The 23,330-nt window shown below is 46.0% G+C and carries 25 protein-coding genes; 1 reads left to right on the top strand and 24 read right to left on the bottom strand.

Going from position 1 to position 23,330, the window contains the following annotated elements; translation table 11 throughout:
* Positions 1–24 precede the first annotated feature (24 nt).
* The 22 genes from J3998_RS06615 to J3998_RS06510 form a co-directional block, all read right to left on the bottom strand.
* Complete coding sequence (locus J3998_RS06615; protein WP_208148931.1) at positions 25–1,059, bottom strand: LLM class flavin-dependent oxidoreductase; 1,035 nt, start codon at positions 1,057–1,059, stop codon at positions 25–27.
* Positions 1,056–2,162 carry an ABC transporter substrate-binding protein gene (locus tag J3998_RS06610; protein ID WP_208148928.1) on the bottom strand — a complete coding sequence of 369 codons (1,107 nt, stop codon included), beginning with the start codon at positions 2,160–2,162 and terminating at the stop codon, positions 1,056–1,058. Before J3998_RS06610 ends, J3998_RS06615 begins: the two co-directional genes overlap by 4 nt.
* Positions 2,149–4,056: a TonB-dependent receptor plug domain-containing protein gene (locus J3998_RS06605; RefSeq protein WP_208148927.1), complete on the bottom strand. Its 1,908-nt coding sequence runs from the start codon at positions 4,054–4,056 to the stop codon at positions 2,149–2,151. The genes J3998_RS06610 and J3998_RS06605 overlap by 14 nt, the downstream gene beginning before the upstream one ends.
* 69 nt (positions 4,057–4,125) lie before the next feature.
* The gene (locus J3998_RS06600) at positions 4,126–6,165 is read right to left on the bottom strand and encodes a TonB-dependent receptor plug domain-containing protein (RefSeq protein ID WP_208148925.1); all 2,040 of its coding nucleotides are present in this window, start codon (positions 6,163–6,165) and stop codon (positions 4,126–4,128) included.
* Positions 6,166–6,258: 93 nt separating this feature from the next.
* Positions 6,259–6,912 carry an ATP-binding cassette domain-containing protein gene (locus tag J3998_RS06595; protein WP_243750636.1) on the bottom strand — a complete coding sequence of 218 codons (654 nt, stop codon included), beginning with the start codon at positions 6,910–6,912 and terminating at the stop codon, positions 6,259–6,261.
* A gap of 1 nt (position 6,913) precedes the next feature.
* Complete coding sequence (modD, locus tag J3998_RS06590) at positions 6,914–7,762, bottom strand: ModD protein (RefSeq protein ID WP_208148913.1); 849 nt, start codon at positions 7,760–7,762, stop codon at positions 6,914–6,916.
* 33 nt (positions 7,763–7,795) lie between these two features.
* Positions 7,796–8,458 (bottom strand): ABC transporter permease subunit, encoded by a 663-nt coding sequence (locus J3998_RS06585; protein ID WP_208148911.1) that lies wholly within the window; start codon positions 8,456–8,458, stop codon positions 7,796–7,798.
* A 24-nt stretch (positions 8,459–8,482) separates the two neighbouring features.
* Positions 8,483–9,217: a molybdate ABC transporter substrate-binding protein gene (modA, locus tag J3998_RS06580; RefSeq protein WP_208148908.1), complete on the bottom strand. Its 735-nt coding sequence runs from the start codon at positions 9,215–9,217 to the stop codon at positions 8,483–8,485.
* Positions 9,214–10,545, bottom strand: coding sequence for an alginate export family protein (locus tag J3998_RS06575; protein WP_208148907.1), 1,332 nt, complete (start codon positions 10,543–10,545; stop codon positions 9,214–9,216). The genes modA and J3998_RS06575 overlap by 4 nt, the downstream gene beginning before the upstream one ends.
* A gap of 92 nt (positions 10,546–10,637) precedes the next feature.
* Positions 10,638–10,847, bottom strand: coding sequence for a TOBE domain-containing protein (locus J3998_RS06570; RefSeq protein ID WP_208148897.1), 210 nt, complete (start codon positions 10,845–10,847; stop codon positions 10,638–10,640).
* Between the two features lie 343 nt (positions 10,848–11,190).
* The gene (gene folA / locus J3998_RS06565; RefSeq protein ID WP_208148895.1) at positions 11,191–11,700 is read right to left on the bottom strand and encodes a type 3 dihydrofolate reductase; all 510 of its coding nucleotides are present in this window, start codon (positions 11,698–11,700) and stop codon (positions 11,191–11,193) included.
* Positions 11,701–11,724: 24 nt separating this feature from the next.
* Positions 11,725–11,994 carry a type II toxin-antitoxin system YafQ family toxin gene (locus J3998_RS06560; RefSeq protein WP_208148893.1) on the bottom strand — a complete coding sequence of 90 codons (270 nt, stop codon included), beginning with the start codon at positions 11,992–11,994 and terminating at the stop codon, positions 11,725–11,727.
* A gap of 2 nt (positions 11,995–11,996) precedes the next feature.
* Positions 11,997–12,245, bottom strand: coding sequence for a type II toxin-antitoxin system RelB/DinJ family antitoxin (locus J3998_RS06555; RefSeq protein ID WP_208148891.1), 249 nt, complete (start codon positions 12,243–12,245; stop codon positions 11,997–11,999).
* A gap of 118 nt (positions 12,246–12,363) precedes the next feature.
* Positions 12,364–13,146 carry a hypothetical protein gene (locus J3998_RS06550; protein ID WP_208148889.1) on the bottom strand — a complete coding sequence of 261 codons (783 nt, stop codon included), beginning with the start codon at positions 13,144–13,146 and terminating at the stop codon, positions 12,364–12,366.
* 37 nt (positions 13,147–13,183) lie between these two features.
* On the bottom strand, positions 13,184–13,756 hold the full coding sequence (locus tag J3998_RS06545) for a hypothetical protein (protein ID WP_208148887.1): 573 nt from the start codon (positions 13,754–13,756) through the stop codon (positions 13,184–13,186).
* Between the two features lie 184 nt (positions 13,757–13,940).
* A complete protein-coding gene (gene thyA / locus J3998_RS06540; RefSeq protein WP_208148885.1) occupies positions 13,941–14,774 on the bottom strand; it encodes a thymidylate synthase in 834 nt (277 codons plus the stop codon).
* Positions 14,775–14,879: 105 nt separating this feature from the next.
* Positions 14,880–15,548 (bottom strand): transposase, encoded by a 669-nt coding sequence (locus J3998_RS06535; RefSeq protein ID WP_208148883.1) that lies wholly within the window; start codon positions 15,546–15,548, stop codon positions 14,880–14,882.
* Between the two features lie 310 nt (positions 15,549–15,858).
* Entirely contained in the window at positions 15,859–16,269 is a 411-nt protein-coding gene (locus tag J3998_RS06530) for a DUF2231 domain-containing protein (protein ID WP_208148873.1), read from the bottom strand.
* A 3-nt stretch (positions 16,270–16,272) separates the two neighbouring features.
* On the bottom strand, positions 16,273–16,611 hold the full coding sequence (locus J3998_RS06525; protein ID WP_208148871.1) for a hypothetical protein: 339 nt from the start codon (positions 16,609–16,611) through the stop codon (positions 16,273–16,275).
* Between the two features lie 71 nt (positions 16,612–16,682).
* The gene (locus tag J3998_RS06520) at positions 16,683–17,369 is read right to left on the bottom strand and encodes a hypothetical protein (RefSeq protein ID WP_208148868.1); all 687 of its coding nucleotides are present in this window, start codon (positions 17,367–17,369) and stop codon (positions 16,683–16,685) included.
* Between the two features lie 299 nt (positions 17,370–17,668).
* Positions 17,669–17,971 (bottom strand): c-type cytochrome, encoded by a 303-nt coding sequence (locus J3998_RS06515; RefSeq protein ID WP_208148866.1) that lies wholly within the window; start codon positions 17,969–17,971, stop codon positions 17,669–17,671.
* A gap of 98 nt (positions 17,972–18,069) precedes the next feature.
* On the bottom strand, positions 18,070–18,786 hold the full coding sequence (locus J3998_RS06510; RefSeq protein ID WP_208148864.1) for an RNA polymerase sigma factor: 717 nt from the start codon (positions 18,784–18,786) through the stop codon (positions 18,070–18,072).
* 428 nt (positions 18,787–19,214) lie between these two features.
* On the opposite strand from J3998_RS06510, the gene J3998_RS06505 reads away from it, so the two are divergent.
* Positions 19,215–20,195, top strand: coding sequence for an integron integrase (locus tag J3998_RS06505; RefSeq protein WP_208148862.1), 981 nt, complete (start codon positions 19,215–19,217; stop codon positions 20,193–20,195).
* Between the two features lie 44 nt (positions 20,196–20,239).
* On the opposite strand, the gene lgt is transcribed toward J3998_RS06505, so the two are convergent.
* Both lgt and J3998_RS06495 read right to left on the bottom strand, forming a co-directional pair.
* Positions 20,240–21,034, bottom strand: coding sequence for a prolipoprotein diacylglyceryl transferase (gene lgt, locus J3998_RS06500; RefSeq protein WP_208148978.1), 795 nt, complete (start codon positions 21,032–21,034; stop codon positions 20,240–20,242).
* Between the two features lie 111 nt (positions 21,035–21,145).
* Positions 21,146–23,182, bottom strand: a complete 2,037-nt coding sequence (locus J3998_RS06495; protein ID WP_208148860.1) for a methyl-accepting chemotaxis protein — start codon at positions 23,180–23,182, stop codon at positions 21,146–21,148.
* Between the last annotated feature and the right edge of the window lie 148 nt (positions 23,183–23,330).

Raw genomic sequence — 23,330 nt, 5'->3', positions numbered from 1 at the left:
CCTTATCAATTGCACACTGCGCACCTAGCCAGCTGCCGACTTCGCTGGCAAACAACCGGAAAGCCCTTGCCAAATTTCATTGTAGAACCAATGCAACTGCTCAGTTCTCACTCGATGATTTTGAGTCAATGGATTAAGAACCAAATCAGTAACACCATTTTGTAAGAGATCTGCAACCTTATCCAAAACCTCATCCGGAGAGCCATATAACATTCGGTTCAGAATTTCTTCTGGTTGCAATTTTGCCATTGGCCCGGGAGCTTTACCCCAATGCTTGGCTTTCTGCTCACGAAACATACGGATATGCTCCAAAGCGCGTTGCTTTGCCACGGCCGAGTTTTGGTCGATAAACAAACCTCTAGCCGCCATCATGCGCGGCTTAACCGTTTCTCTAAAATAGTGATTTGCATGGTGTTTGTAGAGTGCAATTTGCTGCTGAATCTTGTCCACTCCCCAGAATTGCGCAGCCATTAAACCTAAACCGTTTTCCACCGCCATAGCAATGGTTTGAGCATCACCGGTAGCGACAAATAACTGCTTAGGAACAATACCTGCATTTGGCTGTAGATTAAGTTGCTGCCATTGAAAATGTTCGCCATGATGGGAGCACTCTCCTTGTTCTTGCCATAATTCAAGCAGCGCCGGTAACGCCTCAATCATTCGCGCACGGCTCAAATCTTTATCGGCTTTAAAAGCACTGTTTTGTGATTCGAACGGTCCACCTTTGGCGAAACCACACAATAGCCGATTCGGATAAAGAGTCTCTAAAACGGCCAACTGTTCCGCAACCGCAATCGGGTTATGAAAGCCAATCAATAAGGCCGCTGCGCCTATTTGAATCTGTTCAGTTTTTGCCAACAAATGCCCCATTATTTGGGTTGGTGCTGGTGTCAGACTCATGTCGTTAAAATGGTGTTCAGTGACCCAAGCGTGATCAAAGCCAAGCTGATCAAGATCCTGAACTAGATCGGTAAAGCTCTGATAAGTCTCCGTTGGCGACTGTCCAAGTTCAGGAGTCACGTGCAACATCGCACCTAATTGAATCGGTTTGTTTCTCATGATAGCTGTCCTCCTTCAAGTAGGATTTGCGCTTGTTCGCGGCTTAATTCAACTCGAAAAAATAATGAAAAAAAATCTTGCGCGGTTTTAATGATGTCTATTTCGGCAATTTCAGAGACATGTGGATACAGTTTCTGCATCAACCACTGCGCTGCTAAAATCCGCATAAATGATGGTGGACGATCCAACCAACGAAATGGCGCTTGCGGTGCAAAAAACACCTGCCCGTTCTGTACCGCTTGCAAACTCTGCCAATTCGGCAATTGATACACTTGCTCATAAAAAGCGCGTTCTTGAGTCACAATTGCATCTGGGTTGTAACGCAGAAGCTGTTCAATATTGACCGCAACCTTTCCATAACGGGAATTTTTACCTTGATCGGCAGGACATAGATGGGGATTGAGACCGCCCGCCCATGGAATAACTTCCGCATGAATCGAGCCTCTACATTCAGATGCCAATCCATTTGGATCTTGCGCATAATAAACCGTCTTTATTGGAAGGTTCCGTTCTGCGAGCAAGCCTTTTAAATGACTTTGTTGCTGGAGTAGATTCTCCATTGCCAAGGCCAGTTTTTCGCCTCTAGTAGGATTCTGTAACCATTTTCCAAGCTTGCGGAAGCTATCCGGAAAATCGCTCAGGCGATCAAGATTGAGATGACAAACTGGCACCCCCATTTTCTGTAAGACTTGCTGACGCTTCGGATTAACCATCGCTCCAGACATCACAATGAGCTCAGGACGGCTACCTAATAATTCTTCCATATTCGGCGTACGTCCCTGTCCGAACCAGCCGCCAATAACGGGTTTTTCAAAGACTTGATCAGGAAAAATACCACGCGCTTGCTGCGAAACGGGAAAGTTCCAGCCAACCAGTTTTCTTGGAGCCATCGCAACTAACATATAAGTGACAATCGGATTCGCACCATAGACCTTTTCAACAACACCATCTATCTTGCAAGACGAAGTACTCGCCTTGGCAAACGTAGAGACAGAAAGCAAAAAAACAACAGACAAGACAACAGTCAGCCAAAACAAAACCGGCATTTTTACGACCGTTAAATAGGACAACTTGGACAGCGTAAAACGTTTAGAAACGAACATAGTAGTCAACTCCTAAATTCAGACCTTCACTTGGAAAGCCGTACACAGTTTCATACTTCTGATCGGTTAAATTCTTTGCTGAAAAAACCAAATGATGTGATAGCCCGGAGCGTTTAAAACGATAACCAAGCGAAGCGTCGTAACTAGTAAAACCGCCTGCCGAGCCCATTCCAGCTTTATTTGCAGAGATGAATTCATCCATATTGCGTGCGCCTAAATTAAACTGCCATGGTTCAGTTTGATAACCGATTCGAGCACGAACCAGAGATTCTGGAACATTAACCACACCGGTCGGCGTATCGCCTGGCGATACGCGACTATAAGCCACGCCGTAACTAAACTGTCCCCACCCGCCTTCAACTTCTATTTCAAAGCCTCTGTTCGTCCAGCTGGCATTATCATAAACATTGATCTTGCTCTCTGTATCTTGCGGGTCATCAACCTGACCAGCCACATAAGCGCCGTTTTTTAGACGCTCATGAAAACCAGTCAGCGTGGTTTTTAGGCTGTAATACGGCGAAACAAGCCATTTACGACTCCACCCCAGCTCTGTGCGTAAACGGTTCTCTTGCTCAAGTTGATCGTTATTTAATGTATAAACACTGACCGGTTGCTGTTCGGTATACAAAATGCGCAGTGTCAATAGATCCTGTTGAGTTAACTGATAACTTGCACCAAGCGCTCCAGTTAACAAAGTGTCCAACTCAACATCTTCAATCAATCGGCGTTGACTGCCAATTTGCTCATAACCTTTATCGATGGTGCGTTTATCAGCACGCAGCCCCATATCGATCGACCATCTTTGTTGACGAAATTCATTTTGTAAATACAGCGCTTGAATCTGTTCTTTTCGCTCCCAACCCGGGTAATACAACATTCCGGTTGGATTGTGATACCACATAGAATTGTAACCAAAGCGAAGTGAATTCTGACCGCCAGCCAATTCCTGGTTAAGGGCATGGCTTAGGTCAAAATTAATAAACTCTTCTTCGGTTTTTTCTTCTGCATAGGCATCTGGATTAGAATGGCTGTATTTCTGTAACAGCGCATCACTTTGGGTATGCGACAGACGAACTGCAGTCGTACTATGCTGATTCCAGTAATAACCCGCCTGGGCATTAATCATGCGCATTTTCAATGGATCATAACGCCACTTAGCGTCGCTAACTCCTGACGTATCTAGCCCTTGTTGCAAGCCTTTCTCGCCATCCGCATGGAAAAAATTGACCTGCCAATCATAATTTTCACCCAAACCCTCTAACTTCCATAAGCCTACGTCTCGGCGATAATCATTGTAATAATCGCTTGGTCCCTGCTTTTGCTGATGGGCAAAAACAACTCTTCCAGCCACTTCATCAGAGAATTTTCCAGACAGACTCGTATCGACTTCAAACTGCCGATAAGAACCAACCTTGGCATGCAACTCACGATTCGGTTTTTTGAAACCGCTCTGAGTTTTAATGACAATAAAACCTTCCGTACGTGAACTGGTCATCGGGCCGATAATCGATGTAAGCGGACCAAGATTCAAAGCACTGGCATCACGCACAATGGTCATTGAATCAATTGCCGTCACCGGTAATTGCATCAGCACCTTCGAAGCGGCCGGTGGCGGTAAATAAGCGCCATCGATAATAATGCCGAGATTCGAGCCGGCACGAATACTGGCAAAATACGGGGATTTTCGTCCTTGAGTCTGAATAAAAGCACCGGTTGCGTAATCCAGCATTTCATACGCATTTGCAACCGGTAAATCACGCATCGACTCTTGAGTAAAAGTCTGCGTATTATGCGTAAAACTTTTCGGTTCCGAATACACATCATCGGTCTGAATGCCTTTGGCCGGATTGACTTGTACCACATCAAGTTGTTCCGCCGCAGACACTTCGGCCATAGCAAGTAGCACCGAAACAGATAAAATTGATCTGTTTAATTTAAACCCATTCAACCTCATGCCTATCTCCTAAAAACGGTATTGAAGATTGGCATAAAGGGTTCTGCCCGGCATAGGATCGCCTTCAGCAATTTGGTAATCTTTGTCAAAAAGATTCTTTAAGACAATATTACTTTTCCACTGTGAATTAATTCGGTAGTGTGCACGCAAATTCCATAAGCTAAAACGGTCGGTAGGACGGGTTCCATCAAATCGGGTTTCGCTGTCCGACTGGTAGTGCCCGTCCAAGCCGAAATGCCATGCCTGGTTTGGATACCAATCCAATTTCAAATTAAGCGTATTTTTAGGTGAATAGGTCGCAACGATATTTTTGTCCGCCAAATCACGAATCACATGACTGTAGCTCACAGCAATATCGAGAGTATCAGACAGTGCCGTCATACTCTGTAACTCAATCCCTTTAGAACTTGCTGAGCCGACATTCTGGTTTTGGTCGCAAGTATCGCCACCGCAAACATCATTAATATCTGCTACAGCTATAGTTTCAATCGCATCACGAATGTCTGCGTAGAACAGATTGGCCTGATAACGTGTATTGCCTAATTGGCCGGCCATACCCACTTCATAGTGCAATGCCGTCTCGGCTTGCAAATCTAGGTTAGGAATTGCCTGACCCAGACGATAGGAAACTTGATCTTTCATCCCCGGAAAACGCGATTTGAGCGAAACGCCAGCCAATAATTCATGATTACCTAAACGATGATGTAACTTTGCCTGCCAATTACCTTGATTTTGAGCGCCTTTAGGGTCGGTATCCGAATTACCGTCATCGGTTTTGGTTAATTCATAATGATCGTAACGGTAGCCTAAAGTCAGACGTGTCTCTTGGCTCAGCTGAATTTGATCCTCTAAACCGAGAGCATAAGTTTCTGCCTGAAAAGTTCGCCAACGATTATCCAAGTCGGCATTATCACTATCGTTGTCGCGCTCTTTGTGCTCGTCATGTTTAACAAACAGCGCCGCCTTTAATAAATGATTGGCAATCGGCAAACCACCTTCTAATGAGCCGCCAATACTCTGATCGTTATATTGCGAACGGAAAGCATACCCCTTAGTTACCGTCGAATAACCTGAGTCATCATAAGAGTTCAACGCATTGTCAAATTGATCATAGAACAGCCGTGATTTTATATAGGCAGCTTGCTGACCACTTCCGAACTGAGTATAACCAACATAATAAAGACTCTGCTTATCCCATTGCGGCCAATCCCAATAACGCACCGTATCCGCAGTCCCTGCATAAGGGCTAGATTCTTTTGAGCCTTCGGTACGATAGAAACTCAACGAGTATTCATCAGTTGAATTAGGCGTATAGCCAAGTTTTAAATTGGCACTTAAATTTTCCGAGCCGGATCGCAAGCGCTCTCCTTCCCCTTGATAAACCGTCCCATTATTGGACTGCGGCTGATAGTCAGCCGACAATGGAAAATCATCTGCATCAAATGCACTAATCCCAGCCTGCAAATAGAAGAATTCATTCAAAACTGAGCCGACTTGAAAGTTTTGCGAATGTTTAAATAAACCTTCTTCACCAGCCTCCATCGAAAAATCGAGAGTGCCTTCAAATGCTTGAACCGGCTTACGAGTAACCAAGTTTATGGAACCACCCAGTGCGTTAGGCCCTTCCAATAAAGACCCTAACCCTTTAGACACTTCTACCTGACTCAGGTCTGCTAATTGAAAGCGGCTTAGGTCGATATTTCCGTCATAAGGGACATGAATCGGAATACCATCCAGATACAGCATGACCTGTCTCGAATCAAAGCCGCGGATATTGGCACGTGTCTCTGCACGACGGCCACCAACTTGCAAGGTGACTCCAGGAACTTCTGCAATAACCTCTCCGACATTGCTTGCTCCCTGCTCGGAGCTCTGTTCAACATCAATTCTTTCAGCGTCAATGCTTTGCGTCTCGGCTTGGACTTGAATTTTGCCTAAAGTAAAAACCTGCGAGTTAGCGAACGACGAAGAAGCCGTAAACGCGGATAACCAAAATAACCTCTGAACATATACCGCTAGGCGCTTTTGATTGAAATGAGCCAGGAACATAATACCCCCTTTAAAACTATATTTACTTTAGTAAATAACGATAAATAAAAAATAGCTCGCAACAGCGAGCACTTCAAAAATAGAAAGATCAGCCTAAATCACAATTTTCCCATCCTGCAAATGCCAGTTTTCGTAATCGAAGCTACGCCAATCATTTGGGTCATGACTGGCAACCACTAGACTGAATTGGCGCTCTTGCTGTTCTTGATATAGCCACTGTAAAAGTCGCTGCCGCGTATTCATATCCAGCGCGCTCAGCGGTTCGTCAAGGAACAGAATCGGTGGCGAACGCATTAAAGTGCGCGCTAAAGCCACACGTTGTTGCTGGCCACCGGAAAGTTGATGCGGATAACGATTCTGCAAACCATCTAAACCGAACACTTCAAGCAGTGTCTTAGCACGTTTGCCGCAGTTGAAGGCAAAACGCAGTTGCTTTTCTACCGTTTGATGCGGAAACAGCGAGTAGTGTTGCCACATAATTCCGACCGGTCGTTTATAGACCGGATGGTAGTGTTTTTTGGAATCCTGCCACAATGTCTTACCCCAGTGCACCGAACCGGAAATATGCTCACTTAACCCGCAAAGCGCGCGCATTAAGGTGGTTTTTCCACTGCCGGATTCACCGGTCAGTAGGATCATCTTGTTTGCTGGAATTTGTCCTTGCCAACGCACCGCTTTCAACCCCAGACCGGTATGCAGATTGCCTTGCAGGTCAAATGTCAGTGCATGCGCCGAAGCATCTCGCATCTTATTCACTCAATAGCTCAATGGTGACGCCAATATCCGCGGGCTTGGCATGATAGACCGAACTCAGCACAATGCCGTCCACACCAGATTGCGCGTAGTCGCGAACATTTTGCAGATTCACGCCACCGGCAATCACGATTTGCAGCGCCGGAAATTGGCTTTTTAACTGCTTGACCCACTCCTGCAAAATGTCAACCGGCACCTTATCAAACTGAATCAAATCACTGCCGGCTTGCGCAGCCTGAAGCGCTTGTTCCAGCGTGTCACACTCAACCGAGATTTTCTTCTCGCAAGCGGCGGACTGAATCGATGGAATTTTCTCAGCCAATGCTTTGCGTCCACCAATCAGATTCAAATGATTTTCAAATACCAGAATTGTTTCCGACAGACCTAGACGATGCGGATGCGCACCGCCGTTTAAAATCGCTTTGGTCATCGGCTTTTTCATTCCCGGAATATGTTTGCGCGTTACCAAGAGCGGAATATCGCTGACCGCTTTCACCTCGGCAACCATTTGTGCCGTGTGTGTCGCCACGCCACACAGATATTCCAACAAATTCATCGCCACTTTCCAACCACGATGCAATGCATCGGCTCGACCAACCGCCTGCAAAATCACGGCGCCTTTTTCAACATCGCAGCCGGACTCAGCTTGAAACACCACTTCCGCCCCCAAAATCTGGAAAATACGTGCCGCTTCTTCAATCATCGTCAAACGCGTCGTGTGGCGAGTGCGCACGGTCAATTCAGCAATTTGTCCTTCAACACCAAGCAAGTGACCGGTTAAATCAACCAGTGGCGCGTCTTCGTTAATCCATGCTTCGATTTCATGGGTTTGGAAAAAAATCATGGTTTATCCTATTGTGGTTATTATTTTGTAAAGTTAAAAACGGCGTTGCCCAAGTCGTCGTAACACGACAAACAGGGTCAGGGCGATGCCTGCCAAAATCCAAGTAAATTGCATGGCGCAGTCAAAATCGCCATCCAAAACCGAGTTATAAATCGCCAAGGATAAAGTATCGGTCTGACCGACTAAATTGCCGCCCAGCATCAAACTCATACCAACCTCTCCCATACCGCGCCCAACACCAAGCGTTAATCCAGCCGCCACCGCAGGCGCGATACTCGGTAAAGTGATATGCCAAAAAGTCAGCCAAGGTGTTTTACCCAAACCGTAAGACGCTTCGACTAATTGCGAAGTTTCACTCTGCCAAGCAGCCTGAATCGGTTTAATCATCAACGGCAAACCGGCAATCACACTTGCCAACACCAACGCGGTAAAAGAGAAAATCAATTCCAACTGAAAGCCCTCCGGCAGGAGATTATTAACCCAGCCGTCACGCCCCAGTATCAGCAATAGAAAAAAGCCGATGGCAATCGGCGGAAACACCAGTGGCAAAGTCACCACAACTTCAAGTAATCCTTGTCCCCACCATCTACGTCGACTCAGAAGCCATGCCAGCGGCAAGCCGATAACAATCAATAGCAGACTGCTCCAAAGCATGACTTGCAAACTAATCCATATCGGCGTTAGCCCGCACTGCACTGGCGCCCTCCTCGTCGGTGATGACTAGAGCCCATAACGCTGGAAAATCTTCTGCGCTTGCTCAGTTTTCAAAAAGTCACGGAAGGCCACTAGCTCGACATCCTGCTGATGACCATCAACGGTCGCGGCAACGATTTTGATAGGCGTATACCCCTTATCCAACACTTTGTAACCGCCGATGCGGTCGCCCAAACCAATCGCATCGGTCAAATTGATGAAACCGGCATCAATTTCACGCGCCACCAAATACGAAGAGACTTGTGGTACCGTTGACGCCTGCATCACCGTATCCATCACCTTGTCTTGCAGGTTATTGGCGGCTAACCACTCGATTGCAGCACGCCCGTAGATCGCTTTTTTAGCGTGCGGATGGGCAATACGGGTAATTTGTAAATTGGTTAAATCATTGTCTTGCTTAATTGCCGGACTGCCTGTTGCCCAAGCAATCACCAACTTGCCTTCGCCGATTGACTGATAGCCAGCGAACAACTTGTCAGTTTGGCTAAAGAACTTTTGATCACCAATTGCCAAAGCAATTTTGCTCGACGCTTGAGCTTGCGCAGTGATTTGGCGCATATTGCCGTAGCTCGCATCGACCTTTTTACCGGTCTCAGCTTGATAAGCGTTAATCACTTCCTGCATCGGTTTTTTATAACCGCCGCCGGAAACGATTACTAATTCTGCGGCATAGCTCCAAGAAGCATGGCTTAGCGCAAATAGGCTAACCGCGATAATAAAGAGTTGTTTTATCGATTTCATAGACTCTGCTTAAATTTATATTGGATTTGGAAAAAGCCGGAATAAGCGTTATCGTCAGTCAAATTAGTCTGTCCATTGGCAACCGCTTGTTTAATGCCGTCACCCGGCATAAAAACACCTAAGCCCAATTTAAAATCCAACTGCTTGCTGTAACGATAAGATGCAATCAAATCCAGCTCATCACCGTAATGATCACTTTGCGCTGACAAACCGGTTTTATAAGCCTTCCACGCATCATCCATTTCATCTGCATAAAACTGATGATATTCGGCTTGAATGTCCCAGTCGCGCAGCGGACGATAATTGGCAATCACCCCGTAATCCGCCAAGTTAGACCAAGCCATTACATTCATATGCCCGTAGTATTTGGCCGCCGCGCCGTAAGCGCCATCAAAACGCTCATTCTGAGCAGTGGATTTATCGTCACCACTGGCAAACGAGTGCGTAACCCCAAACATCCACTGTGGCGATAAGCGGTAATTGGCATCAAAGTTGTAACCGTAGGCATCGATATCGACAACTTGTCCGGCATTATTGAGCACATCACCGACCTGCTTAATTACCGTGGCATCGACTTTAAAACCGTAGTCTTGATACAGCACACGCGCCCCATAGTTCAACTGATCCTTTTCCTGATAACTCTGGCTGTAGTCATTGAACTTGGTGAACAACATCGGTTCCACTAACCACTGGCGGGATAATTGAAAATGGCCGTACAGACCGGAACCGGTAAAACCGTGACGATGTTCTAGACTGAACTGATCAGGATCGTGAGTCATGGTCTTACCGTAGAAAGCATCAAGCCAGTTTTTACCCTGTTTAACGCGTAGCTTGGCCGCATCCCAAATCCATTTGCCGGAGTTTTTCCAAGCGCCCGGTCCGAAAACACGCTGGTTACCGTAAGAGAGACTCTGCCGCCCAACTTTGGCAAGCACATGATCGTCTTTATATTGCAACCACGCCTGTCCAAGCTCCAGCGGATCGCTCTGCGGGTTATTTTCAATCCCATCAAATTCACCGTTGACCCAGTTTTCGTCTTCAAAACCCCAACCGAAAACACGGCTATCTTGCAAACTGACACGCCCACTCCAGTTCTCATCAAACTGATGATTTAAGCCGATTCGAACACGACTCAATAGATAACTATCACTCGACTCACCCACTTTTGGATGAATGCCGTAGAACTTATCGTTGAGGTTTTCTTGGTGCTCGGCGCGCTCGCGGATTTCAAAAAACAGTTCGGTATTGGCAGCTGCGCTACTTGGAAGCAATAACAATTGCCCCGAACTCAAAACGGCGAGCATAGTATAGCGATTAAATAGTGACATAATTTTACTTTATTTATTTTAATACATATCGCTTTTCAATAAAAAACGGTGTTGTTTACGCACCGTTTTTAGAAAATAGAAGCAGCGTTAACTTAATCGACGGCAATCATGACATTAGAGGCCTTGATTACCGCATATGCCTGTTGACCTACTTTTAATCCCAAAGATTTAACCGAGCTATTGGTGATAATCGAGACCATTTCGACACCTTCGGCAACTTCAAGCACGACTTCGCTATTGACGGCTCCGACATTAATCGCCTTAATCGTGCCAATGACTTGATTACGTGCACTAAATTTCATAAGTATTCTCCTTAACTCTGACTAACAAAAATCATTATTTACTTTTGTACATATAGTTTTTTGTAAAAAAACCGGGTTAACCGGCTACAACAAACTCGTTATTTCTTTTAGTATATAATGAAATTCGCGAATAATTTAACGCCGTTTTAATACCGAGTCAATCAAAATTAGGAATTAAAAGAAAACTTTTTGCAATACTCCGCCAACAAAGGCCTTACCAAAAAGTGGGAAAATACCGAATATTTTTCTGAAAAATCAAAGTATTAGAAGGAATCAATAAAAGACACCGCAAGGCCTAAATAGAAGCAAGACCTTGGGCGATAAGAAATGATTGAGAGGACTTCTACAGCCTTTCTAAAACCACAAAATCAAACGCATAAGCATGGCGTTCATCCGCAGGATGATGTTCACGAGACACTTCAAACCACTCGCCCTCTTTCGTCCAATCTGGAAAATAAGTATCGCCTTCCAGCTCAGTATCAATCAGCGTTAAATACAGGCGATCCACTTCGCTAACCATCTGCTTATACAACTGACCACCGCCCATAATCACCACTTCCTGCGGATTATCTTGTTTAAGATCTTTTAAGGCCGCTTTTACAGAAGCAAAAACCGGCACTGGGTAATCTAAATCGGTCTGGCGGCTAATCACCAAATTCGGACGCTTTGGCAGCGGACGACAACCCAAGGACTCAAAGGTTTTACGTCCCATAATCACCGGCTTGCCAAGGGTATTCTTTTTAAAGAACTGCAAGTCATCCGGCAGATGCCACGGCATATCGTTGTCTTTGCCGATAACACGGTTCTTAGTCATTGCCGCAATCATCGACAGCTTAATTTGGTTTTCGTTCATTATTTTCTCTAATACAAAACTTAATCAAAATAGTTCGCTATGACTTCCAATTCTAGCCAACTGCAAGGTTTGATTATGAATACGGTAAATTAATACTAAATCAGGTTTTACGTGACAATCTCGAAACTCATGCCAATTCCCGACTAGGGCATGATCACGATAAACCTCTGCAAGCGCTTCCTGTCTTTGCAATTGACCAACTAGATTACCAACCGCCAAAACATCTTGAACACTCTTTTTTTGAAGTTTCTTAAAATCCTTTTTGAATTGCGATGAAATCTCTATCTCTAACAAACCTAGACCCCAAGTTCATCAAGAGATTTAATTTTCTGACCTTGCCCTTGATTCAATTCATTGATCGCTGCTTGAGTATTCAAATTCGGTTGGGAAGCTTTAATTTCAAAAGGTATCCCACCATGATTAATCACAGCCTTTGCAAACAACTTAATCGCTTGCGAAGCTGTTAACCCCATATCCTGACAGACTTGATTAAACGCGATCTTGGTATCGTGATCAATTCGAGTTGTTAACACATCTACTTTCATTTCAATACCCAATTAATATCAAACGTAAAACATTGATTATACTTTTGCTAAACAAAAACGCCATAACAATTCATTCTTTGGCAGGCCTGCATTATCGGATTATCAATCAGATCCTAAGCTACTTTAAAGACGCTTCCCAATACGGATGATTAAAGTCGTTCATCATCGCATCAATGCGTTTCGAGACAATGTCATGCGCCTTATCTCGTTCAGCAAGTAAGTCCATTAAGAAATCACTATCATTGAATTTTGTTAAGTCATAACCTTTTGGCTCAAACAGCGCTTCAATTTCAGGTGGCGCATCGGACGAACCTTCTTTGCCCGTCAGTTCACTTAAACGCGGATATTGGTTAAAACGTGGGTCATTTTTTAACTGTTCAATCGCCGCTTTCATCTCTTCCGATGGAACGCCCATTGGATCACCATACTTCTCAACTAAGTATTTTTGTTGTAAATAAATGCTGTCTGTCATAGCAATCATGCGTTTATCCAAATCGGATTCGCTGTTAAAGATTTCACTCTTACCGGCACCGCGCAGGAGATTGATTTTATTAAAAACGCCCATACGCTCTTCATGATCAGACGTATTGCGCATTTTCTCTTTTAATTTATCCAATAACGCTTGGTTCTCTGGCAAAAGATCAACCTCATCCGATTCATCGCCTTGCGGAAGGCTAAAAGTGACCATCGTACTGCCACTGGCTAACCAGTCATTAAACATATCCACCGCATTTTTCGGCTTAAATTGCTCTTGACGTAAAGCTTGATGAGCTTCGGCACTTACAGAAACCTTATCCACTACACTGATTACTTTGGGCGAAGTTAACACTTGAATTTGTAAACTCGCATTTGTTTCATTAACGGATGTTGTCAGCGCCGGTGCCATTACAGAATTAATCATCCATACTCCTCAATTAACTCTTTTAGCAGATCGATTTTTATTCCAAAAAAAGATCTATCTGACTACCGTTATCATCATAAAGAAAGGTTTTGGCATAGACTTCCTCAATGGCTTGACGAATTTTTTCAATCGCTAAATCTTTACTTCCCTGATGGTTTTGCAGAACCTCGACCCGAGCCTCTTCAGCTGAATTGAGCATGTATGAATTATGACCAAATTCAGCAATCCGCTCAAAGAGTCCATGTTGTTGCAAAGCACTTTTTATTTCATCGGCTCTAGGGTGGTCGATCTGATATTCAGGCTGACCAAAACCGTTATATTGCAAATCAACTGCAATATCGTTCGGCAGTCCTAGACTTGTTAAAGTCTCATCAATAATGTCCGACATTTTATCGGCGATATCCTGATAACTTTTCGGTTCGAACAATTCAAAATTTTCGTTTTCCTCGGCATGCTTTCGAATTGCATCCATAGAAATCGTGACCGGATTTTCCAAGTCAATTTTCATTAAGTTCTGTTCAGGATTTTCAATTTGATCGATAGGTTTTTTAAGATAGCCAAATGAAGCCGAAAACCATGGCATACCGTTATGAACGTTGTGAATACTCATCACTTACCTCCCAAAATGGAAATAAGCATGGCGGTAACATTTGCCGAAGAAGTGACAGAAAGAATTGCCGATACGGCAAGAATTGAGTTAATTGACATACAGATTTGCCTCTAATTGCAGAAAGTGCAGATTAGTAATGCAAACTCTATGCCAATTTATTGCATAAACAGTAATCTAACCTATGTTAAACCGATACCGTTGCTTTAATATGAGGATGCGATTCATAGCCTACAATTTCAAAATCATCAAACTGATAATCGAAAATCGAATCAGGTTTACGTTTAATGACTAACTTAGGCAGTGGCATTGGTTCACGGGTTAGTTGTAATTGAGCCTGTTCAAGGGTGTTGTTGTATAGATGCACATCACCGCCGGTCCAGACAAATTCGCCAACATCTAGATCACACTGTTGCGCAATCATATGCACTAAAAACGCATAGCTGGCGATATTAAACGGCACGCCAAGAAAAGTATCGGCACTACGCTGATAAAGTTGGCAAGACAGTTTGCCGTCGGCAACATAGAATTGGAAGAAAGCGTGACAGGTCGCCAGAGCCATACGCCCTTGCTCAACATTGGCTTGCGGCGAAATTGACTCGTCCGGTAAATCCGCTGGATTCCATGCACTAACAATCATACGACGGCTATTTGGATTGTTTTTAATTGTGTCGATGACTTCAGCAATCTGGTTAATAGTTTCGCCATTCGGCTTTTCCCATGCCGTCCACTGCTTTCCGTATAAAGGACCAATTTGACCGTCTTCTGTCGCCCATTCATCCCAAATACGCACACTATGTTCTTTCAGGTAGCTAATATCGGTATCGCCTTTCAAGAACCATAGCAGTTCATGCAGAATTGATTTGGTATGCAGTTTTTTGGTGGTCATTAACGGAAAACCGTCTTGCAGGTTAAAACGCATTTGATACCCAAAAACCGACTTAGTTCCTGTACCGGTGCGGTCACCCTTTTCAAAACCGTTATCCAAAATGTGTTGCAATAAATCCAAATATTGGCGCATAAAAAAATCCCCAAGCGTAAAGTTGGAAACATTTTAACCGATTCACCACAGAGACAAAGCAGTGCTGAGAATTTTATAAGGAAAGTCATCCTTTAAAAGGGGACGCTACCCTTTTTTCGGACGACCAACCGGCTTAAAGGTCAAGGCTCTATCTGTGGCCTTCTCTAACTTTGAAATAAAGTCTTCATTACCACAAGGTAGTCCTTTCTCAATATTACGGCGAATAACAGCAATCAACTCAGCGTCTTCATTTTCATTAAGATAAGACAACCAATCCGGCTGCTGACTAGGTTGATATTGCGTTGGTAGCCTAGCCAGCAATTCACTCTCTTCTAAACCCGAGTGTGCTCGCGCACTAGACCACTCATAATCGACCGCACTTTTAACCATTTTCGCCCTAACAGGATTCAGTTCGACATAGCGAATCGCTTGATAGGCATACGCCTCATCCAATGCAGAAGAGAAATAACGACCTTGCCATAAATGCCCTTTCCAACCCATCTTTTTGTTGATGTATTGTGCATATCTCATATGCAAAGGTTTGAGGACTTGCTGCAAGCCTTCTTTACTGGTGGGCCTTAAAATAAGGTGGATGTGATTTGTCATTAAACAATACGCCCAAATTTCCACTTGGTGTTTTTGGGCGTATTCATTCAATAGTTCAAGATAAAACTGACGGTCTTCATCATCAAAAAACACATCCTCACGACGATTACCTCTTTGAGTAACGTGATAAGGAATATCAGGAATAACTACTCGAGCAAGTCTAGGCATGGATTTATCGTAACATTAATTCACTAAAAAAGGGTAGCGTCCCCTTTTCTAGGTTAGATTAACAATTTAATTTTACTCTGACACCTTTATTTTGACGATTATTCCCCCTTTGGATCACATGAATCGGAACGCCTACAGGTGTAATTCTTTCTAATCGTGGCATAAACCTACCCTCTCAAATCAGTGTATCTAGGTTAGATTAACAATTTAATTTTACTCTGACACCTTTATTTATGTTATACCTCATCGCGACAGTGTTACGACAAAACGAGTTAGTTGAAGTTGTTTTAACGGTAGTAAATATGACCTTTCAAGTCCGCCCGATATCATGCCCATATACCAGCCGACCGCCCAACCAGCCGCCAGCGATTAGACAGATGAGGCCCATCACATCCACACACAATAGAGCCAAATTCGGCGCAATGGGCTGGAATTGCTCCTGGCCCAAGAGCAGGCGTATAGAAAAGAGCATAAACGCAGCAAGCATTAAACTCATGTGCCAATAGGTATCACGCAATGGCGATCCTTCCGGAACCTTTGGGAGTTCCAGAAGGCCAGCCAACATGGCGAGTAGCGCCATGCCACAGCCCACCGCCAGAAGGCCTGCCGACCAACGCCAGGCCGCCTCACCGAAGTGCAGGCTTGCAAAGTCAGCCAGCACCGCCAGCGTCCAGCAGGCGATCGGAAAATGCACCAGTGCCGGGTGCAGCGGGTGCCGCATGATTTAGAGCGCCAGGCTGAGCAGGGTCAGAAACCCAGCAACAGCCACCCCAGCGTGAACGATCACCACCGCCTTGGGAGGTATTTTATGTCGCAGATGAAATGATGCCAGAAAGAAACCGCCCAGGGCGGCGACCAGCAACAGCACGAAGCCGATCAACACCTGCTGCGGTGCAGAGCCCTGCAATAGCATCGTGATCAACAGCACCAACCCGATGGCGCCCAACAGAGCGTGCACCACGGACAACGCCCAGGAGGCGAGTTTGTCGCGTAACACACTGGCGGCCAGTACTAGGCCACCCACGGCAGCGATTCCAAATGTGATCAACACATAATTCAACATATTCAGTTCCTCTTGTTAATCGGGGCTCGCGGCCCTGTGCGTGTAAATCTCATGGCCGCGTAACGCTGTGCTTAATGCAAGCTAGCCAATTTTACGTGGTTCATGCCCAACGTCTGCGCCACGTCATACATCGCCTGGTTGAGAATCTTGTGGGTTATCAGATCCGTTTCGTAACCTGCACTGTTATTGATATCCTCCATCACCTGGTTATGAATCTTGTGGGAAACCGCCTTGTCGAAGAGGTGGCCGCTCCAGAAGGTGCCATCGGGTGTAGTGCCAGCAGTGACTAGGGTTTTGGCCAGTTCCACACCGCTTAGCGGGGCGGGTTCGGGCAGGCTGACACCGGCTTGAGTAGCGTGTTTGAGGCCGAGATTGATGGCCAAATCCATTCCGCCAATGAAAGTGCTGACCTCTGCTTCACCATATTGCTGGGTCAATTTTGCAACTTCAGCGTTGACGGCTTCCTCACCAAGCATGGATACCAGCGCTGTCGCAAAGCTGAAGTTTTCACTGCCGCCACCGGCTTTTACCAACGCCGCCGTTACCGCCAGGGCTGGTTCACCCTGGTAAGACACACCGCCAAACATGTTCATGGGTGTTGAGTGTTGTGTGGTGCTGGCTTGATGGTGCTCGCCATCATGGGCGCTGGCGCAACCGCTCATCGCGGTGGACAAAGTCACGATCAGAGCAATGCCCATGGTGTCGGCCAGCGAACGGGAACGACGGGTTGAGTGTGTGGAATGCGTTTGGGTTGTCATGGTATCCCTCCTAAGGATCTGAACAGAAAGTAGTATCTCAATGCAGAGCAAGGCTCTAACCATGAGATGACACGAGCGCCTGCCGCGTTCCCGAAAGGGTGCAGACGCGTTGTGACCGGCTACTCAGGTTCGCAGGTACGGCGAATGACCTCGCCAGAGGTCGCGTACCACTGCGGTAATTGGCAGATACTGATGGGCGCTGGGGATGCCGGCCTCTCCACCCGTGGCCTGAAAGGTCACGTCGCCTTAGCCGTAGGGTGCTGTGGTGGTCGTCCGGCTTCCAACCTTGGGCAAGGGCACTATTCGCGCTTCAAGCTGGCAAAGTACGCTGCGAGATTATCGATGTCCGCATCGGTCAGGGTTTTGGCCATGCCATTCATTATCGGGTTGCTGCGTAAGCCGTCCCGAAATGCGAGTAGCTGGATTTGCAGGTACTGCTCTTTTTGTCCGGCCAGGTTGGGCCAGGCAGGGTTATTGCTGATGCCTGCGACACCATGACAACCAGCGCAGCTGGTCGCTTTCTGTCTGCCTGCATCTAGGTCAGAAGCCTGGGCGGAGAGTGCGAGGGTCAGAAATCCGGCAAAGGCAATAAATTGGCGCATGGGCGAATCCCCGGTGATTGAATTTGTGTAAGTCAGCTTGGCTCAGATTCCATTCAATCGGATCCCGCCAACCGCCCTACGCTCCCGGATCCGGGGATTCATGACCCGGCAGGGGCGTTGTTTACCTCCCCCGCCAGTCGCGCCATAACACCGGCGACGATGCGGTCGCAGCGCGTACCGGCAAAACTGAAGGCATCTTCGTGATTGAGGTCAATTTCACGCGCAATAGCCTCGCGCATCAGGCCCCGGGCGCGAAAATAACGGGATCGCACGGTGGCTTCAGCTATGCCCAGGCAGCTAGCGGTTTCTTCAACGGTCATTTCTTCGAGTGCCCGCAGTACAAACACGCAACGAAAGGCATCAGGCAGTTTGTCGATATTTCGTTCTATCAGACGACGGACTTCGGCGCGCTCAGCGTCCCGTTCCGGGCTGGCTGAGGTCACTTTTGGCATGGGGGAGTCCTCGGCAGTGGGTGAATCCACAGCGGCATCCGCATCAATGGGGATGATCGCCGCTCGGCGTCGATGTTTGCGCTGGCGCGCCAGGGCTTCATTGATGACGATCCGGGTCAGCCAGGTGGATAGTTTGGCTTGACCATGAAACTGACCGATGTTGCGATAGCCTTTCAGATAGGCGTCTTGCACGGCCTCTTCAGCATCCTGTTCGTTCTTCAGGATGCTGCGTGCGGCGCGATACAGCGATTGATTGTAGCGGCGCATCACCCGCGCCAGGGCGACGGTATCGCCAGCAGACATTCGTTGGGCCAACTCGGCATCGCTGGTGGTGTCAGTGGTCGATTGATCTGGGTACAACATCGGTTAAGAGCTCATGGTTGCGGATTCTTCCCCATTGGATGCCATTGGGAGGCGCTGCGTTCCCGGTTGCGCTTTGCCGTAATCTAAACAATTGCTCGACGCTGTAATGGGGTATAACGGGGTGGCGATAACCTGCGTGGCTTCGCGCGCGAAAAATTTTAATTTTTTGGGTGTGAAACACGTCTGGTTGATTGCATTGTTATGAGGAGCGCAAGCGAGTCATGGCAATGGAATCTATTAGCGCCACCCCGTTACGAGTGACCGCTTGCGGTCGCTCGTAACAATTAGTACAGGGCACTATTGCCTTAATACGACCTATTGAACTCAAAATCAGGCAGTTTTGCAATAGGTATTACTAAAACCTGTTATTTTGCCCTGTTACACTATATTATCTATTAAACCCTGTTGCAGCTAGAGGTTTTTTAGTTATGCCTATTACAGCAAAAAAATCGTCGATTTTGGATGAGATGCGGATGCAATTACGGCGCGAAGGCTATGCGTTTTCGACCGAGAACAGTTATTGTGATTGGGTTAAACGGTTTGTGAAGTTTTATCACTTTGAGGGCCGTGACGCGATGTTGCAAGATTCGGCGGCTAAAGTAGAGCAATTTTTGACGCATTTGGCGGTTGAGCAGAATGTTGCGCCTTCTACGCAAAATCAGGCGTTGAATGCGTTGGTGTATTGTTACAGCAAAGTATTGCAAGCGCCTTTTTCTGCGGTAAAAGCCAGTCGTTCTCATAAAGCGCCGCGTATTCCCGTGGTGTTAACCAAAGAAGAAGTGGCGCAGGTGTTGTCGGTCATGGAGGGCACGGCTGGATTGGTTACAAAGTTACTTTATGCCGGTGGTTTGCGTATTACCGAGGCAGTTCGTTTGCGGGTGCAGGATATTGATTTTGGCTTTAAACAAATTACCGTTCGCGACGGTAAGGGCAAAAAGGATCGGGTTACGCCTTTAGCAAACACTTTAATTCCCCTGTTAGAAATGCAATTAAATAAGGTTAAAACTTTGCATCAACAGGATTTAAACCAAGGCTTGGGTTCAGTGTATTTGCCTTATGCGCTGGCTAAGAAATATCCAAATGCGGATCGTGAATTAAGTTGGCAGTATGTTTTTCCTAGCCGCCATTTGGCGATTGATCCGCGCTCAAACCAGATGCGCCGCCATCATATTGACCAGTCGGTTATTAACAAGGCCATAAAACGGGCGGTCAAACAGTGCGGAATAACCAAGAAAGTCAGCGCACATACCTTTCGACACTCCTTCGCCACCCATCTGTTGCAAACAGGTACGGATATTCGCACTATTCAGGCTTTGCTAGGCCATGCAAATGTGCAAACCACGATGATTTATACCCATGTGTTAAATCAGGGTGGTCAAGGTGTCATCAGTCCTTTTGACCAACTCTAATTCTGCATTTCCTGGCTCTGCCATTTCTTGACCGGCTCTAAAATTTAGGCTGTTTTATTTCTTCGGTAAGCCCACCAAATTAACCCCAATCCAATAAGTATCATCGGTGTTGATAGAATCTGCCCCATGGTGACCCAATCAAATAGTAGGTAGCCGAGTTGTTGATCCGGTACGCGGAAGAATTCGACAAAGAAGCGGAAGGTTCCGTAACCAACTAAAAACAGTCCGGCGACACTGCCTGCCGGGCGCGGTTTGCGCGCGTACCACAGCAATATAATCAGCAGTACCAAGCCTTCCAACAGCGCTTCTAAAAGTTGGGTTGGGTATTTGGTTACCGTGGCTTGCAAATTAGGATCATACACCGCCATACCTAAAGGCGAATCGGTGACTTTACCCCATAGCTCACCATTGATGAAATTGCCGATACGTCCGGTCAATAAGCCAATTGGCACTAGAGGCGCGACAAAGTCACCGACTTGTAACAGGCTTTGATTGGTTTTTCGAGCAAACAAAATCAACGCCACCGTTACCCCAAGCAGACCGCCGTGGAACGACATGCCACCCTGCCAGACTTTAAATACATCCAGTGGCTGCTCAATGTAATGTGCCAAATCATAAAACAGGATATAGCCGATGCGCCCGCCGGCAATCACGCCGAGTGCAACATAAAACAGCAGGTCGCCGACCATTTCCGAGTTCCAAGGTTCACGGCTTTTCGCGCGATAAACACCAAGTGCCCAACCGCCGACAAAAGCGATTAAATACATTAAACCGTACCAATGAATTTGCAGAGGGCCGAGCGCCATCGCAACCGGATCAATTTCTGGGTAAGTCCACATAGATAGCTGCATCCACTAAAGCTTCAAAAAGTTATCGGGCATAATACCAAAAAAGCGCAAAAGCCTGAGCCTTTGCGCTTAACAATTCATAAAATTGTGAAACAGATTTCGCTAAATTTTAAACTGCCCAACCATCTGCTCTAAATGCTTCGCTAGATGTAATAAATTTTCACCTGCCTGCCTAGTCAGCTTAGCGCCAGACAAAGATCCTTCTGAAACCTGATGAATATCAGAGATATTACTATTAATTTCGCGAGCCAGCTCAGTCTGCGCATGTGCAGCTTTTAGCATATGATCCGACATCAGGCTAATGTCCTGCATCAGAATCGTTACCGGCTGCAAAGTATCGCGCGACTGATTAACACTTCGCATCGAACTTTGGGCTGACTTTTGACCTTTATTAACCACTCTTACCGTGGTTTCGGTAGCCTGAATAATCTTATCGATAATTCGTTCAATTTCACTGGTTGAATCTTGAGTACGTTTTGCCAAAGAACGAACTTGGTCGGCTACCACAGCGAAGCCTCTGCCGTGTTCACCGGCTCGGGCCGCTTCAATCGCCGCGTTCAACGCCAATAAATTTGTCTGCTCAGCAATTTCTTCAATGACATTAACTACCGTTGCGATGGATTTACCATCTTCTCGTAGCGCCATAACCGAGTTAATCATCTCCTGCATATTTTCCGACAGCGCCTGCATTTCTTGCGCAGTCTGCATCACCGTAGCCCCACCTTCTTGAACACGTTCAGCTACTTGCTGGGTAGCGCGGGTCGTATTGCTGGAATGATCTTCGACACTTTGCGCTTGACCAGTCATTTCTAACATCGATTGACTCAAGCCGGACGTCGCTTTCATCTGCTGTTGCACACCGCTATTCATCGACTCGGTAATCTGCTGTAGATGTTCAGAGGAGCTTTCTAGCTCGTGCAGGGTTTTGCTGATTTGCAAAAGCAGTTTCTGTACTCGGGTAATAAACTGATTGAAGTGCAATGCCAAATCACCGATTTCATCTTTGCTTTGAATCGGAAGACGCTGAGTCAAATCACCGGAGCCTTTAGCAATCGCTTCCATTGCACCGGAAATCTGCGCTACCGGTTCAACTACCGCTTCAGTAACTTGACGTGAAATGATCATACCAAAGAGCTGTCCCGTGACGGATAAGAACAACAGCAGAACAAGATTCCAAAAACTGGCATTCGCAATCGACTCACCGGATTGCAGAGAATAGTTCTGTGCCAAATCTTTCATCGACTGGAAACTATTCTGCAATTGCGCGTAAATGGGCGCAATTTGCTGATCCATAATGACCAAATCTTGACGCCACTGCTCGCCCTGATGAATCATCTTCACCGATAGATAGTTCTGCAAATAATCGGCATAGGCTTGCTCAATCTGCTCAAGCGAAATTTCTTCTTCCAGCGTCAGACTACCGGCATTCTGCTGACCATAAGCTTGCAAACGCTCTAGAACATCAGAGAATTGCTTAAGATAACCGTCAACCTGACTCGACATCGCATCACTGCGGAAAGCAAGATAACCGCGAAAATTGCTGACGACATTTAGCCATGCCGCCTCCATCTCAATGACCGAACTCAACGTCTGCGCACGACTGGCGTCAATCACTTCCATCTCGGAATTGCGCATCAACAAAATCGACTGCTGAATTTGGCGACTTAGCGGCGATAGATGTGTTTCTGCATAGGCAAAAGCGGGATACTTTGCACTCATCGAACTTTGCATTTTCTGAATCTGCAAAATCAGTGGCGGTAGCTTTTGCAACTGCTGCTCAATATTATCGACAAAAGGCTGGTACATATCTGCCCGAGGATTATGACTTAAAAGCGCTTTTAACTGCTGTAGCTTAAGACTGTTCTGCTCTGTCTGTTGCAAATACGCTTTTAGATCATTCAAACTCCCTGTCAAAACATAACTGTTTAACAAAGCGATACTATGCTCCAACTGGAGAGCAATTTCCTGCGTTGCATTTTCTACTGGCTGCGTCTCACTCACCAAATCAACGACATTAGAGCGAACAATCCATAAATTAACCGCCGCTTGGATAGTGATAACCGCTAAGGCGAACCAAATGACGCCAAAACCGAAACGCATTTTTTGACGCAGGCTACGATTTTTTAACCACTGTTTCATAGGAATTTGCCATTTTAATAAGGATTAAACGTCATTAAGCAAAACCTAGACCATTTAGAAAAAATTCATTTTATTAGAATAAATAGCTCAATTCTTTTGCTCTATCGACGTAATAAAACGGCATAAAAAAACGGCTTATTCGCCGCAT

The organism is Thiomicrorhabdus marina (genome assembly GCF_017571465.1).
In the GTDB taxonomy this organism is placed as follows: Bacteria; Pseudomonadota; Gammaproteobacteria; order Thiomicrospirales; family Thiomicrospiraceae; genus Thiomicrorhabdus; species Thiomicrorhabdus marina.
Note: the sequence above shows the minus strand (reverse complement) of the source record. Positions and strands in the feature narration are given on the sequence as shown.